Here is a 16,426-nt window from a genome sequence, read left to right on the forward strand (position 1 = left end):
CAGGCAAGCCACCCACACCGGAACCTCGTGCACACAGTCAAACCCCGCATAGCTTGCGCAACAGTTCAGTGTCCAGATGGTTTTCCACCAGATCCGCCAGGCGCTCGATATCCCGCTCACGCAGGGCGTGGTAATCCACTTCCTGCACGTCCTGCAAACCGGCCCAGCGCAGCAATGCGCTGCACGCGGCCGGGGTTTCGAACAGGCCGTGCAGGTATGTCCCGAGGATTTGCCCATCAGCACTGCGGGCGCCATCGTGGCGCCCGTCATCCAGACGCACCGCCGCGTTCAACAACGCCTCGCCGCAGGTCACCCCCGCATGAATCTCGTACCCACTGACCTCGGCATCCTCCAGCAACAACCGCCCTCGCACATTGCGCAATTGCTTTTCCTGCTCCAGCGTCGTGCTGAAGGCCAGCAGCCCCAAGCCGTCGCTGGAACCGGCGAGCCCTTCCAGGCCGAGCGGGTCATGCACCTGCTCGCCGAGCATTTGCAATCCGCCACAAATCCCCAGCACCTTGCCGCCATAACGCAAGTGCCGCGCCACGGCGGTATCCCAGCCGTTGGCACGCAAGTACGCCAAATCATTGCGCACGCTTTTCGAGCCCGGCAGGATGATCAGGTCGGCGGCAGGGATCGACTGACCCGGCCCGACGAATTGGAGATCCACCTGAGGATGCAGGCGCAGCGGGTCGAAATCCGTGTGGTTGCTGATGCGCGGCAGCACCGGCACTACCACCTTGAGCACCTGGGCGGCCTTGTCGATCTGGCGCTGGTCGATGCCGTCTTCGGCCTCAAGGTGCAGGTCCATCACATAGGGCAGCACGCCCAACACCGGCTTACCGGTGCGCGCCTCCAGCCAATCCAGACCCGGCTGCAGCAGCGCGATATCACCGCGAAAACGGTTGATGATAAAACCCCGGACTCGGGCCTGCTCGCTGGGTGACAACAATTCCAGCGTGCCGACCAGATGGGCGAACACCCCGCCGCGATTGATATCGGCGATCAACAGCACAGGGCAATCCACCGCTTCGGCGAAGCCCATATTGGCGATGTCATTGGCGCGCAGGTTGATCTCGGCCGGCGAGCCCGCGCCTTCGACCATGACCACCGGATAGGCTTGGCTCAAGCGTGTATGGGAAGCCAGCACCGCCTGCATCGCGATGGCCTTGTAGTCGTGGTAGGCGAGCGCGTTCATGCTGGTCACGGCGTGGCCATGGATAATTACTTGGGAACCGGTGTCGCTGTTGGGCTTGAGCAATACCGGGTTCATGTCGGTATGGGGCGCCAGGTTGGCGGCCTGCGCCTGCACCGCCTGGGCGCGGCCGATCTCGCCGCCTTCGGCGGTCACCGCGCTGTTGAGCGCCATGTTCTGCGGCTTGAACGGAGCCACGGCTATCCCCTGGCGCACCAGCCAGCGACACAGCGCGGTCACCAGCGTGCTTTTACCGGCGTCGGAGGTCGTGCCCTGCACCATTAACGTACTCATGTCGCTTCCTTGTAAGCGGCCAGGGCCGTCTCGAGACGCTGCCAGTCGGCTTCGCTGTCGGGCAGACCGAAACGTACGCTGCTGTCGTGTACGAACAGGCGCAGCAGAATGCCGCGCTGGGCCATGAATTCGTGCAAGCGTTCGGCGTGCGGTGTGATCAACCACTGGAACAAGGCGCAGCCCCCATGGGGTTTAAAGCCCTGGCGCTCGAGCAGATCGAACAAGCGCTGACCGGCCGCGATGCAACGATCGCGCTGGCGGGTGTGCCCGGCGCCATCGCGCAGGCAGGCTTGGCCGATTACCCGTGTCGGCCCGCTGACCGCCCATGGCCCGACCTGTTCGGCGAGCAACTTGAGCAACCTGCGCTCGGCCAGCACAAAGCCCAGGCGCACACCGGCCAGGCCAAAGAATTTGCCGAATGAGCGCAACACGATCAAGCCGACCCGGTGGGTATGGCTGGCGAGGCTCAAGTGCGGGGTTACGTCCATGAAGGCTTCGTCCACCACCAGCCAGCCGCCGCGCTGGGCCAGCCGCGCATGCCAGTCGAGCAGGCGCTCCGGGGCCAGGCTCAGGCCGGTGGGGTTGTTGGGGTTGACCACCACCAGCACGTCGAGGCCGTCGAGAAAGAAGTCGACTTCCTGCTCCTGCACTTCGCGCACCACATAACCGGCACGCCGCCAGGCTTCAGCGTGCTCGGCGTAGCACGGCGACAGCACGCCGACCTTGCCGGAACGGCGCAGGCGCGGCAGTAATTGGATCGCGGCCTGGGAGCCCGGCGCCGGCAACACCTGCGCAGCACCGTAGTAGTCGCTGGCTGCCTTTTCCAGACCGTCGTCGGTTTCGGGTAACCGTGCCCAGGCACGCAAAGGAATCTCGGGGATCGGCCACGGCCAGGGCGCCAAGCCACTGGACAAATCGAGCCAATCCGCTTCGGCGATCCCGTATTCAATTGCGGCCTTGCGCAGCCGACCACCGTGCTCAAGCATAAAATTGCGCCCCCGCGCACAGGATCAGCAGCCACAACCATACGCCGCGCTGCACCAGCTGCCAGCCACGGTCGATGGCGTCAGCGTCGGCGGGCGGGCCTTCGCCCAACACCGGCCGCTGGTGCACCTGGCCGTGATAAATCGCCGCACCACCCAGTTCGACGCCCAACGCACCGGCACCGGCGGCCATCACCGGGCCGGCGTTGGGACTGTCCCAGGTCGGGCCCTGGGTGCGCCAGCATTTGAGGGCCAGGCGAGTCTTGCCGAGCAACGCGTAGGTCAAGGCCACCAGACGTGCAGGAATATAGTTGAGCCCATCGTCGATCTTTGCCGCGGCCCAGCCAAAGCGTTCGAAGCGTTCATTGCGATAGCCCCACATGGCATCGAGGGTGTTGCTCAAGCGATAGAGCACCACGCCCGGCACGCCGGCGACCACGAACCAGAACAGCGCGGCGAACACGGCGTCGCTGCCGTTTTCCAGCACCGACTCGGTGGCGGCGCGGGCGACTTCGGTGCGGTCCAATTCGCTGGTCTGGCGGCTGACCAGGTAACTCACGCGTTTGCGCGCCGCTTCCAGGTCATCACTGCGCAGGGCCTGGGCGACCGGAATCACATGTTCCCCCAGGCTGCGCATGCCCAGCGCGCAGTACAACGCCAGGATCTCCAGCACCCAGCCGATGTAAGGCGCCCAGGACAATGCGGTTGCCAGCAAGGTCAGCGGCACCACCGCGATAAACCACGCGGTCACGCCATGGCTGCGCCAGCCACGGCCTCCTGTGTTGAAACGTTGTTCGATGCGCCCGGCGAAATTGCCGAACGCCACCAGCGGATGCCAGCGCCTGGGTTCGCCCAGCAGCGCATCCAGCGCCACTGCGGCGACACACAGCAAGGCCACACTCATTGACTCACTCCCCACAGGTTTTCATACAGCATGTCACTCAATGGCCGAGGTTCGGTCCAGCCTTCGAGCTGCAACATCGGTGCCGGATAAAACTCGGTCACCGGGCCCAGGCACAACACGGCCAGGGGTTTTGCGCCAGGCGGCAAACCCAGCAGGTCGGCGAGCGCCTGAGGCTCGAACATCGAGACCCAGCCCATGCCCAGCCCTTCGACGCGGGCCGCCAGCCACAGATTCTGGATCGCACAGGACAGCGAGGCCATGTCCATTTCCGGCAAGGTGCGACGGCCGAAAATGTGCCGCTCGCGGTCGTCCATCAAGGCCGCCACCAGCACTTCGGCGCAGTCGTGGATGCCTTCGACCTTGAGCTTCATGAATGTGTCGGAGCGTTCGCCCAGGGCTTGGGCGGTGCGTAAGCGCTCTTCCTCCACCAACTGTTGAATTCGCCCACGCAATGAGCGGTCGCTGATGCGAATGAAACGCCAGGGCTGCATCAAGCCAACGCTGGGGGCCTGGTGCGCGGCCAGGAGCAGGCGGTGCAGCAATTCGGGAGCTACCGTGCCGCCGCTGAAATGGCGCATGTCGCGGCGTTCGGCAATGGCGCGGTACACGGCTTCGCGGTCGGCTTTGGGGAAGGCGTTGTCGGTCATGGCCGCTTCGCGAGCAAGCCCGCTCCCACATCGGATTGTGTTTCAACTCGGTCAACTGTGGGAGCGGGCTTGCTCGCGAACGCGGTCCCCCTGTCGGGCGCAAATAATGCGGCCACCGCCGATGGATTGGATGGAAAGTAGAAGTGCACGTAGGAAGCCGTCATACGCCCCTGTCGATAAACCGCCTCGGCCCCGCGCCCGCCATTGGGGCTCAAGCCACGGGCAATCGGCTGGCATTCGGTGCTTGTGAGGGAATGGTGATAAGTGTGGCCACGCAATGTGCCTTCCGGCAGCTCGACACTTTGCAGAGCCAGCGCCGCCAGTTTCTTCTGCATGACCGCATCGCCCTGCAACAAACCAAGCAGCTCGGCGCGGTTGCCGTCGACATCGGTGAGCGAGTCCAGCAAGTACAGCATGCCGCCACACTCGGCCAGCAACGGCTTGTCGGCGGCGTGATGGGCGCGGATCGCGGCGAGCATCGCGGTATTTTGCGACAACGCCAGGTGATGCAGTTCCGGGTAGCCGCCGGGCAGGTAAAGGCTATCGGCGTCCGGCAGGTCACGATCATGCACGGGCGAGAAAAATGCCAGCTCGGCGCCCATCGCTCGCAACAGGTCGAGGCTCGCGCCGTAGGTAAAAGCGAAGGCTTCGTCACGGGCCACCGCAATGCGCACCCCGGCGAGCAACGGCTCGGCGGTGATCACGTGCGGCGCGGCAAAGGTGACCGGCGGCGGCAGGGCGACTTCGCAACTGCTGCCCAAGGCTTGGGCGGCGGCGTCCAGGCGCACGTCGAGATCATTCAGTTCGCTGGCCTGCACCAGGCCCAGGTGACGGCTGGGCAGTTCGATGCCGGTTTCGCGCGAAAGCGCGCCGTACCAGCGCAAGCCTTCAGTCAGGCTGCCCTCCAGTAACTGCGCATGGCGCAACGTGCCGACGCGGTTGGCGAGCACGCCGGCGAAGGGCAGGTCCGGCTGGTAGCGCGCCAGGCCCAAGGCGAGCGCGCCAAAGGTCTGAGCCATGGCCGTACCGTCGATCACCCCCAGCACCGGCACACCGAAATGCCGCGCCAGGTCGGCGCTGGACGGGGTGCCGTCGAACAGGCCCATCACGCCCTCGATCAGGATCAGGTCGGCCTCCCCCGCCGCTTCCCACAACAAACGACGGCTTTCCTGCTCGCCGACCATCCACATGTCCAATTGATACACCGGCGCTCCGCTGGCGCGTTCGTGAATCATCGGGTCAAGAAAGTCCGGCCCGCATTTGAATACGCGTACCTTGCGCCCCAGGTTGCGGTGCAAACGCGCCAACGCGGCGGTGACGGTGGTTTTACCCTGGCCGGACGCCGGCGCGGCGATCAATACGGCCGGGCAATGACGGGGCTGATTCAAAGTTCGACGCCCTTTTGAGCCTTGATCCCGGCCTGGAAAGCGTGCTTGAGCATGCCCATTTCGGTGACGGTGTCGCCCATTTCGATCAGTTCAGGCTTGGCGCCACGGCCGGTGACCACCACGTGCTGCATCGGCGGGCGCGCTTGCAGGTCGCTGAGCACTTGGTCCAGGTCGAGGTAGCCGTGCTTGAGCGCGATGTTCAATTCGTCCAGCACAACCAGGCCGATGGAAGGGTCATTGAGCATCGCCCGCGACACCGCCCAGGCCGCTTCGGCGGCGGCGATATCGCGCTGGCGATCCTGGGTTTCCCACGTGAAACCTTCGCCCATCACGTGGAAGCGCACTTGCTCGGGGAAGCGGCGGAAGAACATTTCTTCCCCGGTACTGTGACGCCCCTTGATGAACTGCACCACGCCGCACTGCATGCCATGGCCCATGGCCCGGGCCAGCATGCCAAAGGCCGAGCTGCTTTTGCCCTTGCCGTTGCCGGTCAGCACCAGCAGCAAACCGCACTCATTGGGCGAACTGGCGATGCGTTCGTCGATCACGGCTTTTTTGCGCAGCATGCGCGCCAGGTGGCGTTCTTCGCGGTCGGGGGTATCGGTCATGGCAGCTCTCCGTTGGGGCTGGACAAAAACGGCGGGCAGGAAAAAAGAAAAACAGACAGCCAAGCATCGCCCACCGTGATGCTGTTGAATGTTTCAGGCCGGTCTCCGGGCTCATGAGTGGGGCCCTGTCTTTGTAAAAAGGCAGGGCCTGCCGACGGCGCGCCTTCCCGTATCGCCTGCGATACAGTGGCCAACAGCGCCGTCTTGACTCATTTACCGTTGCGGGGGCAGCGCCGGGATTGCGGCTGCACTGTTTACAAGTGCGCTCACTCACCGGCTTCCCTGTTTCACTCCGTCGACGCAAACGCCACAGAGCACCTGGAACAAGCCGCGAAGGTTAGTGGGTTGGGGGTGGAGCGTCAATTAAAGCTGGCCCTGTACTTGAACCATCAAGGTGATGTGCTTCTCTACCCTTACAGGTATTCAGGAGAACACCATGCATAAAACCAGACTTGCCTTACTGATCATGCTGGCCGGCACCCTCGCCGCCTGCGGAGAAAGCTCTACCCTGCAGGTGGCTGACGGCACCGGGCCATCGCCCAAGCTGCCGGAACCGAACAAGACGCTGATCCCTACCGTGAACATCGCGCCGGCTGTAGGCTGGCCCGACGGCGCCAAGCCAACGGCCGCTGCCGGCACCCAGGTAGCCGCGTTCGCCGAGGGCCTGGAGCATCCGCGCTGGCTCTATGTACTGCCCAACGGCGACATACTGGTGGCCGAGACCAACGCACCGCCCAAGCCGGATGACACCAAAGGCATTCGCGGCTGGGTCATGGAGAAAGTCATGGGCCGCGCCGGGGCCGGGGTGCCGAGCCCGAATCGCATCACCCTGCTGCGCGATGCCGACCACGACGGCGTCGCCGAAACGCGCACGGTGTTCCTGGAAAACCTCAACTCGCCGTTCGGCATGGCACTGGTCGGCAACGACCTGTACGTGGCGGACTCGGATAAGCTGCTGCGCTTCCCCTATCAGCCTGGCGAAACCGCGATCAAGGCGGCCGGCACCAAGGTCGTCGATTTACCGGGGGGCAGCCTCAACCATCACTGGACCAAAAACGTAATAGCCAGCCAGGATGGCAGCAAGCTGTATGTCAGCGTCGGCTCCAACAGCAACGTCGGCGAGAACGGCCTGGAAGCCGAAGAAGGTCGGGCGGCGATCTGGGAAGTCGACCGCGCCACCGGCCAGCATCGTATTTTCGCCTCCGGCCTGCGCAACCCCAATGGCATGGCGTGGGAGCCGCAGAGCGGCAAACTGTGGACGGCGGTGAACGAGCGCGATGAAATCGGCAGTGACCTGGTGCCGGATTACATCACCTCGGTCAAGGATGGCGCGTTCTACGGTTGGCCTTTCAGCTATTACGGGCAACATGTGGATGTGCGCGTCACGCCGCAAAACCCGGCGCTGGTTGCCAGGGCCATTGCGCCGGACTATGCGGTCGGCCCTCATACCGCGTCGCTGGGGCTGACATTTGCACCCGGCAACAAACTCCCGGCGCAGTTCAGCAACGGTGCGTTCATCGGCCAGCACGGTTCATGGAATCGCAAGCCGTACAGCGGCTACAAAGTGATTTTCGTGCCGTTCGAGGGTGGGCAGCCTAAAGGCACGCCGGTGGACGTGCTGACCGGGTTCCTCGATAAGGATGAGAACGCCATGGGCCGGCCGGTGGGCGTGGTGATCGACCAGCAAGGGGCTTTGCTGGTGGCCGATGATGTGGGGAACAAGGTGTGGCGGGTATCGACAGCTAAATAACCCCAGTACGAAAAATGGGAGCGGGCTTGCTCGCGAAGGCAGTGAACCAGTCAGAAACGTATTGACTGACATTCCACCTTCGCGAGCAAGCCCGCTCCCACATTTGCAACTGCATTCAACTCAGGGATTGCGTGCCAGGTTTGCCGGCAGCACACGCTTGGCGCTCAAGTAGGCATTCTGCCAATACGCTTTGGACAAGGTATCGAGCTTCACCGTACCGCCGGTCTGCGGCGCGTGCACAAAACGGCCCTCGCCCACGTAAATGCCCGCGTGGCTCACCCGCGAACCGCCACCGGTGGCAAAGAACAACAGGTCACCGGTTTGCAGGTTTTGCTCGCTGACGTCCTGGGCGCGCATCACGATCAGCTCGCGGGTGGTACGTGGCAGAGAGATACCCGCCGCGTCGCGGTAGACAAAGCCGATCAGGCCGCTGCAATCAAACCCCGAGTCAGGCGTATTGCCGCCCCAGCGGTAAGGCGTGCCTACCAGGCCCAGCGCGCGGAAGAGCACGTCTTCGGCGGCAGGCGAGAAATTCTGGGTGGAATAGTTGAACACCGGCTTAGGCTTGACTGCGACGGGAGCTGGCGGCGGTGGACGGCTTGCGCAGGCGCTGAGGAGCGCGGCGCAAACGAGAAGAATGAGGCGGGCCGAGGTCGACATAAGCAGAAACAATCCTGATCTGGATGCGGCTTTCGCTGCCGAACGCTGAAAACCAGAACGCGCAAGCAGGGCTCGCGCGAACGGATTACAACAATGTCCAGGGATTCTAGCGCTTACGCGTCAAACTTCAAGTATCACTTTAACTTTACTTACTGGCGGTAACCGTAGACGGGGCCATGGCGAGTGCACGCTTGGCTTCGATGAAGGTTTTGCTCCAGTAGCTGTCGCCCAGGTTATCGACCCGCACACCACCGCTACGACGGCTGCTGGAGTGGATAAACTGGTTATCGCCCAAGTAGATACCGGCGTGGCTGACACGGCCGCGGCCGGCAGTACTAAAGAAAAGCAGATCACCGGGCTTGAGGTTGTTGCGTGCGACCAACGGTGCTTTCACGTTGATCATTTCGCGAGTGGAGCGCGGCAGATTCAGGCCGGCCTCTTCACGAAACAGGTAACCGATAAAACCGCTGCAGTCGAAACCGGCTTCGGAAGTGCCGCCGAAACGGTAGCGGGTACCGATCAGGGACATGCCGCGTTCGAGAATGCTGTCGGCCAGAACCGGAAGCTGGTAAGGCTTGCTGCCGGAGAAATCGGCCAGTTCTTTTTCGGTTGCCAGCTCTTCTTCATAAACAGAAGCAGACTGTGCAGCAACGAATTTAGCCTGATTTTGAACCTGTGGTTTTTGCTGTTCCGCCACCTGCTGAGGGTGGGAGGCGCAACCAAACAACAGGGTAACGAGTGCGAGAGGCACGAGGGGTGCGAAGCGATTTAGCATGGGCACGACCGTGGCTGATGTGTAAAGAAGGCGAGACTATGCCCGCTATCACATCGATTTGCAAATTCAATCGGGTTCTTTGTGACTTCTTGTTTGGGCTATGCCATCTAAGCCCTTAATCCCTGATACATGCCTTTTGCGTGGCCAAACCGGCCAGAACGCAGGTTTTCTGGCGCCCGGGATTTGCCGAGCGCCCGCAGATACAAGGGCTGGCTACCAGCCGAGGGTTTCCTTGAGAAACGGAATGGTGAGCTTGCGCTGAGCCTGCAATGAGGCCTGATCGAGCTGTTCGAGCAAATCGAACAACGCGCTCATACTGCGCGTGCCACGGGTCAGGATGAAGTGCCCGACCTCGTCGGTCAGGTGCAGGCCGCGACGCGAGGCGCGCAGCTGCAGGGCGCGCAATTTGTCTTCGTCGGACAAGGGCCGCATCTGGAAGATCAGCGCCAGCGTCAAGCGCGACTTGAGGTCGGCCAGTTTCACCGGCAGCTCACGCGGCGACGTGGATGCGGCGATCAACAGGCGCCGACCACTGTCGCGCAGGCGGTTGAACAGGTGAAACAGCGCCTCTTCCCAATCCGCCTTGCCCGCAATGGCCTGCAAATCGTCAAGACACACCAGTTCGTATTGTTCGAGGTTGTCGAAGATCCCGACACCATGGTCCATCAGTTCAGCCAAAGGCAGGTAAACCGCCGGCTCGCCCATTTGTTCAAAACGCAGGCACGCGGCCTGCAGCAAGTGGGTACGCCCTACGCCATGCTTGCCCCACAGATAGATCAGGCTTTCAGTCCACCCGGCGTCGGCTTCGCAGAGGCGCTCGACATAGCCGAGTGCAGCGGCATTGGCGCCTGGGTAGTAATTGATAAAGGTAGCGTCGTCACGCAGACGCACACCTAGGGGCAGCTGAATCGGTTTCATGCTGACTGAACGGCTCCCATCGAACCGTTAGTGGCCTCTGTGTAAAGTTAACAAAGTTTATACGCGTGGCGCCGGGCGCACAATGCAGCAGACCGCAAGCAAAATCAAAGGTTTGCGTTAACTTGCTGGTTTTATGCAAATTGTTTGACGCACCCGCCCCCCTCTAAACAACAAACCCGGCTATGAGCCGGGTTTGTGACACCGCGTTTACAGATCAGGATCTTCAACGCCCGTGTACACGTCCGAATCCTTGTACACATCGTGAACATGCCGCACCAGCACCATGATCACCGCCGCCACCGGCAGCGCCAGCAGGATCCCGGTAAAGCCGAACAGCTCACCGCCCGCCAGGATCGCAAAGATCACCGCCACAGGATGCAGGCCGATGCGGTCCCCCACCAGCAGCGGCGTCAACACCATGCCTTCCAGCGCCTGGCCGACCATGAACACCGCGACGATCCCCAGCATCGGGTACAGATCGCCGCCAAACTGGAACAGCCCTGCCACCAGCGCGGCGCCGATCCCGATCACGAACCCCATATACGGCACGATCGCAGCCAGGCCGGCAATCAAACCGATCAACAGGCCCAGCTCAAGGCCGATCGCCATCAAGCCTGCGGCGTAGATGATGCCCAGCGCCAACATCACCAGCAGTTGCCCGCGCACGAACGCCCCAAGTACTTCGTGGCACTCGCCCGCCAGGGTCACGATGCGCTCCTCGCGGTCGCGCGGTAGCAGGCTGCGGATCTTGGCCATCATGATGTCCCAGTCACGCAGCAGATAGAACGCCACCACCGGGATCAGCACCAGGTTGGTCAGCCAGCCGATCAGCGCAAGGCTGGAAGCGGTTGCCTGGCTGAGCACCATGCTGACGATATCAGTGGTCTTGTCCATATGTTCACTGATAGCCGCCTTGACCTTGTCGAACTTCCAGAAACCGTCCGACAGCCCCAGCTTGGCCTGAGCCCAAGGCATCGCCGTGTGCTGCAACCAGTCGAGCATCTGCGGCGCCAGCTCGTACAGTCGATACAGCTGCTTGGCCAACATCGGCACCAACACCAGCACCAGTGCGGTGATGATCAGGGTAAACAAGGCAAACACCGCGATCACACCCCAGGTTCGCGACAGGCCGGCTTTCTCCAGGCGATCCACGACGGGGTCGAACAGATAGGCGAGCAGCAACGCAACCAGGAACGGCGTCAGGATCGAATGCAGCAAGAACACAAACACGCACAGCAGGACAATCCCGCCAAGCCACACCCAACGACGCGTATCCGCCATAAACCACTTCCTCTGTTATTTGCTTCCCGCTTATATAGAAGGAAGACCACTTACCTACTTACCTACTTACCTACTTACCTACTTACCAATGAAAACGTAACTGCGCCTGGGGTTCAGGCGCGGCGGCCGGTTGTGTGCCATCGGCCGGCGGCTGCTGGACGGGGGCTTCGCCGGCCGGTACTTCCTGCAATTTGGCCAGGCTCAACTGAGTGCGCAATTGGTCGGCACTGCCATTGACGCGATACACAATACGATTGCCATCGACCCGCTGCGGCTGGCCACCAAAGGGCTCCAGCAAACGACCCAGAACGGCGTAGCGCTCCAGGTTCATGCCTTGCACCTCAAGCAGCTGTTCGGCGCTGACCCCCGGCTTGACCGCAAAGCGCGGTGCCAGCTTTTGGCTGACGGCAAGCAATACGGCATCGGCGACCGCGGCAGTGTCAGCCCCTTGAGCGGTGCCCTGCTCGGTTTTGTCGCCCAGCCACAGGCGCCAGTTGGCCTGCCACTGGCTACCTTCCTGGCGCGCATGAACCGCCAGCAACGCATCGGCGCCATAGCGCTCGGAGGCGGCGCGCAGCGGGGTGGCGTCCGCGCTTTCCAGATTCGGCGCGGTGGCGACGACCTGTTCGTCCAAGTCACCCAGCGGCAGGCGCAGCGGCAAACCTCGGTGCTGGGCCGCCCGGCGCAGCGCCTGAGCCACCGCCTGACCGTCGCCAACCAGGCTGCTGCCCTCAGTGGAGTCGTTCAGCCACCAACCGAGGATCGAGGGTCGATTGCTGCCCCAGATCGCCAAACCGGCGTCACGCAAGGCGCGATCTGTGCTGACCGGGTCGAAATCCACTTGCAGGCTTTCCGGCGGGCCGGCGTCGTAGCCGTATTGGCTGATGATTTGTTGCGGATCCTTGCGGATCGCCGCCAGGCCCGGGCCTTCTGCGGCCTTGGCGTCGCCGGTCAGGCGGATAACCAGGGTTTGCACGGCGCGCTGGGTGGCCTGGTCGCGCTCTTGGGGCGACTGGCTGCTGACCGGTTCGAGAACTTGATAGAGGCCATTGAGGGTTTCGGCATGACTCGCCAGGCTGACCAACGACAAGCAGCCTACAAAAAAGAATTTACACAGACGCATGGAAGATTCCCGAACGACAAATTTAGCGGTTGGAACAGACCGCGTGAACTCGGCTTGGCAAGGCTGTGACACAGCGACCGGTAAAACATTCACGGGCCTCGGTAAGTATTCACACTGTCATAACGACAGCGGGTTCAAGGCTATACCTTAATACGGTCCATTACCGGGCCGGTTCGGTTTTTTTTAGCTCATATGCCCTGCCCGTCGGCCCGAGGATGGCCGCTGCCCCTCAAGCCTGATAAAATCGCGCGCCTTCGCAGACCGTCAACGGCTGGGCCTTTTACCAAAAGTGCCTGCCCGCCCGGTCGTTACCCAGAAATCCCCCCTAAAGGCCTGGATCATGAGCAAGCAACCCTCCCTGAGCTACAAGGACGCCGGTGTAGACATCGACGCCGGTGAAGCATTGGTCGAACGCATCAAGAGCGTCGCCAAGCGCACTGCGCGCCCCGAAGTCATGGGCGGCCTGGGCGGTTTTGGCGCCCTCTGCGAAATCCCGGCCGGCTACAAGCAGCCTGTACTGGTTTCCGGCACCGACGGTGTGGGCACCAAGCTGCGCCTGGCCTTGAACCTGAACAAGCACGACAGCATCGGCATCGACCTGGTTGCCATGTGCGTCAACGACCTGGTGGTGTGCGGCGCCGAGCCGTTGTTCTTCCTCGACTATTACGCCACCGGCAAACTCAATGTCGAGACCGCGACCCAAGTGGTCACCGGCATCGGCGCCGGCTGCGAACTGTCGGGTTGCTCCCTGGTCGGCGGCGAAACCGCTGAAATGCCAGGCATGTACGAAGGCGAAGACTACGACCTGGCGGGTTTCTGCGTCGGCGTGGTAGAAAAAGCCGAGATCATCGACGGTTCCAAAGTGGCTGCCGGCGACGCCCTGCTCGCCCTGCCATCCTCCGGCCCGCACTCCAACGGCTACTCGCTGATCCGTAAGATCATCGAAGTGTCCGGCGCCGACATCGAGAACATCCAGCTCGACGGCAAGCCACTCACCGACCTGCTGATGGCCCCGACGCGCATTTACGTCAAGCCATTGCTCAAGCTGATCAAGGACACCGGCGCTGTCAAAGCCATGGCCCACATCACCGGCGGCGGCCTGCTGGACAACATCCCACGCGTGCTGCCAAAAGGCGCCCAGGCGATTGTCGACGTGGCCAGCTGGCAGCGCCCTGCGGTATTCGACTGGCTGCAAGAGAAAGGCAACGTCAACGAAACCGAGATGCACCGCGTGCTGAACTGCGGCGTGGGCATGGTCATCTGCGTAGCCCAAGAGCACGTTGAAACCGCGCTGAACGTATTGCGTGAAGCCGGCGAACAGCCTTGGGTCATTGGCCAGATCGCCACCGCCGCCGAAGGCGCGGCTTCGGTTGAACTGAAAAACCTTAAGGCTCATTGATGCAAGAGCGGATGCCCGCTACATGTGATGTCGTGGTGCTGCTCTCCGGCACCGGCAGTAACTTGCAGGCCCTGATCGATAGCACGCGTACCGGCGACAGCCCGGTGCGCATCGCTGCGGTGATTTCCAACCGCAGCGACGCCTACGGCCTGCAACGCGCCAGGGACGCGGGTATCGACACCCGCTCGCTGGATCACAAGGCTTTCGAAGGTCGCGAGGCCTTCGACCGCGCCTTGATCGAACTGATCGACGCCTTCAACCCCAAGCTCGTGGTGCTCGCCGGCTTCATGCGCATCCTCAGCGCCGATTTCGTGCGGCATTACGAAGGGCGCCTGCTCAACATCCACCCGTCCCTGCTGCCCAAGTACAAAGGCATGCACACCCACCAGCGTGCCCTAGACGCCTGCGACAGCGAGCATGGCTGCAGCGTGCACTTTGTCACCGAGGAACTCGATGGCGGGCCTCTGGTCGTACAGGCAGTGGTTCCGGTAGAGTCAGGTGACTCGGCGCAGACGCTTGCGCAACGGGTTCATACCCAGGAACACAGGATTTACCCGTTGGCTGTTCGCTGGTTTGCCGAGGGTCGGTTGATTCTTGGTGAACAGGGAGCATTATTGGACGGTCAGTTACTCGCGGCCAGCGGCCACTTGATTCGAACCTAGGAGATTTTATGCGTCGCGCCCTGCTCTTCGCTTTTGCGCTGTTCGCTCTGCCTGCCGTACAAGCGGCAGACCTTCACCCCTTCTCCGTCAGCTACACCGCCGACTGGAAGCAACTGCCCATGAGTGGTTCGGCTGAACGCAGCCTGACCAAAAACGGCGACGGCACGTGGACCTTGAACTTCAAGGCCTCGATGATGATTGCCAGCTTGACCGAAACCAGCGTGATCCTGTTTGACAAGGACACCCTGCAACCCAAGAGCTACAGCTTCGAGCGCGGCGGCTTGGGCAAAGCGAAGAAGATCAACCTGGATTTCGACCAGGCGACCAAGAAAATCACCGGCTTTGAAAACAAGGACCCGGTTAACGTCACCCTCGAAAGCGGCATGCTCGACAAGTCCACGTACCAACTCGCGCTTCAGCGTGATGTGGCTGCCGGCAAGAAAAGCATGAGCTACCGCGTGGCCGAAGGGACTGACGTCGACACCTATGACTTCCGCGTTATTGGTCCGGAAAAAGTCCAGACCAAGGTGGGCTCAATCGACGCGATCAAGGTTGAACGCGTGCGTGACCCGTCGCAGAGCAAGCGCATCACGCAGATGTGGTTTGCCAAGGACCAGGGCGGCATTCTGGTTGCCTTGCGTCAGGTTGAAACGGACGGCAAGGAATACAACATCATGCTGCAGGATGGCACCGTTGACGGTAAGGCCGTCAAAGGTAGCTGACGGGCTGATGATTCAAAGAAGAGCCTCGCTGAATGCGGGGCTTTTTTTCGCCTGTGGCTTTTGCTGATCAAACATCTGTCACCTGCCAAACCCAGCCCTAACATGAAACTTTTGTCATCTGCCTCAAGCCACTGCGACCGCATGTCACGGCTTGCGCGGCCTGCAGCACTGTTGCGTTTCCCGCAATAAATTGTTGTGCGAAAAACAGGTTTACTTAGCAAGCTAACAAATCATATAACAACTGCCTGCGACGACTTGCCGCAGATCAACCAGAGATTGGAGCAAGCAGATGACTGTAAAAGTAACTGAACGCGACGATGAACATATGTCCCATGAAGCGGTAGGCCACGGGATTCACATCTGGGATGTACATCAACAAGATTTGCTGGTCGGCATGTTTCACACCGAGAGCGACGCTCACCACTATAAAAACGAACTTGAAACGCTTGAGATGAAACGCCAGGCAGAAGGCTCCTGAAACACTGAAATCGCGTAGACACCCGGCCCACGCAGCCGGGCTGTCTGCAAACGCAAACCCCGCCTTTTGGCGGGGTTTGTTGTTTCTACAGCCTTACCACATCAGATCATCCGGGATCTGGTAGGCGGCGTACGGATCATCCTCATCCGGCACCTGGCTTTCAGTCAGGATATTGAGCTGCACGATACGCTCAGGCGCGCGCTCCTGGATCTTCAGCGCAGCCTCGCGCGGAATCACCTCGTAGCCGCCGCCGTGGTGCACGATGGCCAGGGAGCCGTTGCTCAGTTTATTGCGCATCAGCGTGTTGACCGACAGGCGCTTGACCTTCTTGTCATCCACGAAGTTGTAGTAGTCCTCGGTGGTCAACTTTGGCAGCCGCGAGGTTTCGATCAATTGCTTGACCTGGGCCGTGCGGGCCTTGGCCTCGGCTTTTTCCTGCTGCTGACGGTTCAGTTCCTGGTCGCGCTTGACCTTCTCGGCGTGCGCCTCGGCTGCCAGGCGCGCCTGAGTGTCATCGACTTCGGCTTGCCCTTTGTGGACCAGCCGCTGCTGTTTCTGCTTCTCTTTGCCGACCTGTTTGGCCTGCTTTTGGTTGACCAGACCTGCTTTGAGCAACTGGTCGCGAAGGGAAAGGCTCAT

The 16,426-nt window shown here is 61.7% G+C and carries 17 protein-coding genes and 1 riboswitch; of the genes, 5 read left to right on the forward strand and 12 right to left on the reverse strand.

What is annotated here, in order from left to right:
* Positions 1–37: 37 nt before the first annotated feature.
* The 6 genes from Q1V60_RS08520 to cobO are packed head-to-tail and all read right to left on the reverse strand — an operon-like array spanning position 38 to position 6,019.
* Positions 38–1,489: a cobyric acid synthase gene (locus Q1V60_RS08520; protein WP_300629234.1), complete on the reverse strand. Its 1,452-nt coding sequence runs from the start codon at positions 1,487–1,489 to the stop codon at positions 38–40.
* On the reverse strand, positions 1,486–2,475 hold the full coding sequence (gene cobD, locus Q1V60_RS08525) for a threonine-phosphate decarboxylase CobD (RefSeq protein ID WP_300629237.1): 990 nt from the start codon (positions 2,473–2,475) through the stop codon (positions 1,486–1,488). The genes Q1V60_RS08520 and cobD overlap by 4 nt, the downstream gene beginning before the upstream one ends.
* Positions 2,468–3,376, reverse strand: a complete 909-nt coding sequence (gene cbiB, locus Q1V60_RS08530) for an adenosylcobinamide-phosphate synthase CbiB (RefSeq protein WP_300629241.1) — start codon at positions 3,374–3,376, stop codon at positions 2,468–2,470. The genes cobD and cbiB overlap by 8 nt, the downstream gene beginning before the upstream one ends.
* Positions 3,373–4,023, reverse strand: a complete 651-nt coding sequence (bluB, locus tag Q1V60_RS08535; protein ID WP_300629243.1) for a 5,6-dimethylbenzimidazole synthase — start codon at positions 4,021–4,023, stop codon at positions 3,373–3,375. The genes cbiB and bluB overlap by 4 nt, the downstream gene beginning before the upstream one ends.
* On the reverse strand, positions 4,020–5,411 hold the full coding sequence (locus Q1V60_RS08540) for a cobyrinate a,c-diamide synthase (protein WP_300629246.1): 1,392 nt from the start codon (positions 5,409–5,411) through the stop codon (positions 4,020–4,022). The genes bluB and Q1V60_RS08540 overlap by 4 nt, the downstream gene beginning before the upstream one ends.
* Positions 5,408–6,019 (reverse strand): cob(I)yrinic acid a,c-diamide adenosyltransferase, encoded by a 612-nt coding sequence (gene cobO, locus Q1V60_RS08545; RefSeq protein WP_300629248.1) that lies wholly within the window; start codon positions 6,017–6,019, stop codon positions 5,408–5,410. The genes Q1V60_RS08540 and cobO overlap by 4 nt, the downstream gene beginning before the upstream one ends.
* A 78-nt stretch (positions 6,020–6,097) precedes the next feature.
* Positions 6,098–6,356: riboswitch (cobalamin riboswitch) on the reverse strand.
* Between the two features lie 99 nt (positions 6,357–6,455).
* On the opposite strand from cobO, the gene Q1V60_RS08550 reads away from it, so the two are divergent.
* Complete coding sequence (locus tag Q1V60_RS08550; protein ID WP_300629250.1) at positions 6,456–7,769, forward strand: sorbosone dehydrogenase family protein; 1,314 nt, start codon at positions 6,456–6,458, stop codon at positions 7,767–7,769.
* A gap of 120 nt (positions 7,770–7,889) precedes the next feature.
* On the opposite strand, the gene Q1V60_RS08555 is transcribed toward Q1V60_RS08550, so the two are convergent.
* The 5 genes from Q1V60_RS08555 to Q1V60_RS08575 all read right to left on the reverse strand — a co-directional run bounded on the left by Q1V60_RS08555 (position 7,890) and on the right by Q1V60_RS08575 (position 12,526).
* Entirely contained in the window at positions 7,890–8,429 is a 540-nt protein-coding gene (locus Q1V60_RS08555) for a C40 family peptidase (RefSeq protein WP_300629251.1), read from the reverse strand.
* A gap of 145 nt (positions 8,430–8,574) precedes the next feature.
* Positions 8,575–9,204 carry an NlpC/P60 family protein gene (locus tag Q1V60_RS08560; RefSeq protein WP_300629252.1) on the reverse strand — a complete coding sequence of 210 codons (630 nt, stop codon included), beginning with the start codon at positions 9,202–9,204 and terminating at the stop codon, positions 8,575–8,577.
* A gap of 213 nt (positions 9,205–9,417) precedes the next feature.
* Positions 9,418–10,122, reverse strand: coding sequence for a DnaA regulatory inactivator Hda (gene hda / locus Q1V60_RS08565; protein ID WP_065884498.1), 705 nt, complete (start codon positions 10,120–10,122; stop codon positions 9,418–9,420).
* A gap of 207 nt (positions 10,123–10,329) precedes the next feature.
* Positions 10,330–11,403 (reverse strand): AI-2E family transporter, encoded by a 1,074-nt coding sequence (locus Q1V60_RS08570; RefSeq protein ID WP_300629254.1) that lies wholly within the window; start codon positions 11,401–11,403, stop codon positions 10,330–10,332.
* Positions 11,404–11,485: 82 nt separating this feature from the next.
* Positions 11,486–12,526: a DUF2066 domain-containing protein gene (locus Q1V60_RS08575; RefSeq protein WP_300629255.1), complete on the reverse strand. Its 1,041-nt coding sequence runs from the start codon at positions 12,524–12,526 to the stop codon at positions 11,486–11,488.
* Positions 12,527–12,866: 340 nt separating this feature from the next.
* On the opposite strand from Q1V60_RS08575, the gene purM reads away from it, so the two are divergent.
* The 4 genes from purM (at position 12,867) to Q1V60_RS08595 (ending at position 15,787) form a co-directional block, all read left to right on the forward strand.
* Positions 12,867–13,925, forward strand: a complete 1,059-nt coding sequence (purM, locus tag Q1V60_RS08580) for a phosphoribosylformylglycinamidine cyclo-ligase (protein ID WP_300629256.1) — start codon at positions 12,867–12,869, stop codon at positions 13,923–13,925.
* Positions 13,926–13,936: 11 nt separating this feature from the next.
* Positions 13,937–14,587: a phosphoribosylglycinamide formyltransferase gene (gene purN, locus Q1V60_RS08585; RefSeq protein ID WP_300629259.1), complete on the forward strand. Its 651-nt coding sequence runs from the start codon at positions 13,937–13,939 to the stop codon at positions 14,585–14,587.
* Positions 14,588–14,595: 8 nt separating this feature from the next.
* The gene (locus Q1V60_RS08590) at positions 14,596–15,309 is read left to right on the forward strand and encodes a DUF3108 domain-containing protein (protein ID WP_300629261.1); all 714 of its coding nucleotides are present in this window, start codon (positions 14,596–14,598) and stop codon (positions 15,307–15,309) included.
* Positions 15,310–15,598: 289 nt separating this feature from the next.
* A complete protein-coding gene (locus tag Q1V60_RS08595; RefSeq protein ID WP_300629263.1) occupies positions 15,599–15,787 on the forward strand; it encodes a hypothetical protein in 189 nt (62 codons plus the stop codon).
* Between the two features lie 93 nt (positions 15,788–15,880).
* Here the strand turns inward: Q1V60_RS08595 and Q1V60_RS08600 are convergent, their stop codons facing one another.
* Positions 15,881–16,426: a DUF2058 domain-containing protein gene (locus Q1V60_RS08600; protein WP_014719402.1), complete on the reverse strand. Its 546-nt coding sequence runs from the start codon at positions 16,424–16,426 to the stop codon at positions 15,881–15,883.

This window comes from Pseudomonas sp., from assembly GCF_030147005.1.
Lineage (GTDB): Bacteria > Pseudomonadota > Gammaproteobacteria > Pseudomonadales > Pseudomonadaceae > Aquipseudomonas.

Excerpts from the sequence above, each read along its gene's own strand:
- Q1V60_RS08520 (WP_300629234.1), bottom strand. The coding sequence starts at position 1,489 with ATGAGTACGTTAATGGTGCAGGGCACGACCTCCGACGCCGGTAAAAGC.
- cobD (WP_300629237.1), bottom strand. The coding sequence starts at position 2,475 with ATGCTTGAGCACGGTGGTCGGCTGCGCAAGGCCGCAATTGAATACGGG.
- cbiB (WP_300629241.1), bottom strand. The coding sequence starts at position 3,376 with ATGAGTGTGGCCTTGCTGTGTGTCGCCGCAGTGGCGCTGGATGCGCTG.
- bluB (WP_300629243.1), bottom strand. The coding sequence starts at position 4,023 with ATGACCGACAACGCCTTCCCCAAAGCCGACCGCGAAGCCGTGTACCGC.
- cobO (WP_300629248.1), bottom strand. The coding sequence starts at position 6,019 with ATGACCGATACCCCCGACCGCGAAGAACGCCACCTGGCGCGCATGCTG.
- Q1V60_RS08550 (WP_300629250.1), top strand. The coding sequence starts at position 6,456 with ATGCATAAAACCAGACTTGCCTTACTGATCATGCTGGCCGGCACCCTC.
- Q1V60_RS08555 (WP_300629251.1), bottom strand. The coding sequence starts at position 8,429 with ATGTCGACCTCGGCCCGCCTCATTCTTCTCGTTTGCGCCGCGCTCCTC.
- Q1V60_RS08560 (WP_300629252.1), bottom strand. The coding sequence starts at position 9,204 with ATGCTAAATCGCTTCGCACCCCTCGTGCCTCTCGCACTCGTTACCCTG.
- hda (WP_065884498.1), bottom strand. The coding sequence starts at position 10,122 with ATGAAACCGATTCAGCTGCCCCTAGGTGTGCGTCTGCGTGACGACGCT.
- Q1V60_RS08570 (WP_300629254.1), bottom strand. The coding sequence starts at position 11,403 with ATGGCGGATACGCGTCGTTGGGTGTGGCTTGGCGGGATTGTCCTGCTG.
- Q1V60_RS08575 (WP_300629255.1), bottom strand. The coding sequence starts at position 12,526 with ATGCGTCTGTGTAAATTCTTTTTTGTAGGCTGCTTGTCGTTGGTCAGC.
- purM (WP_300629256.1), top strand. The coding sequence starts at position 12,867 with ATGAGCAAGCAACCCTCCCTGAGCTACAAGGACGCCGGTGTAGACATC.
- purN (WP_300629259.1), top strand. The coding sequence starts at position 13,937 with ATGCCCGCTACATGTGATGTCGTGGTGCTGCTCTCCGGCACCGGCAGT.
- Q1V60_RS08590 (WP_300629261.1), top strand. The coding sequence starts at position 14,596 with ATGCGTCGCGCCCTGCTCTTCGCTTTTGCGCTGTTCGCTCTGCCTGCC.
- Q1V60_RS08595 (WP_300629263.1), top strand. The coding sequence starts at position 15,599 with ATGACTGTAAAAGTAACTGAACGCGACGATGAACATATGTCCCATGAA.
- Q1V60_RS08600 (WP_014719402.1), bottom strand. The coding sequence starts at position 16,426 with ATGAGCCTTTCCCTTCGCGACCAGTTGCTCAAAGCAGGTCTGGTCAAC.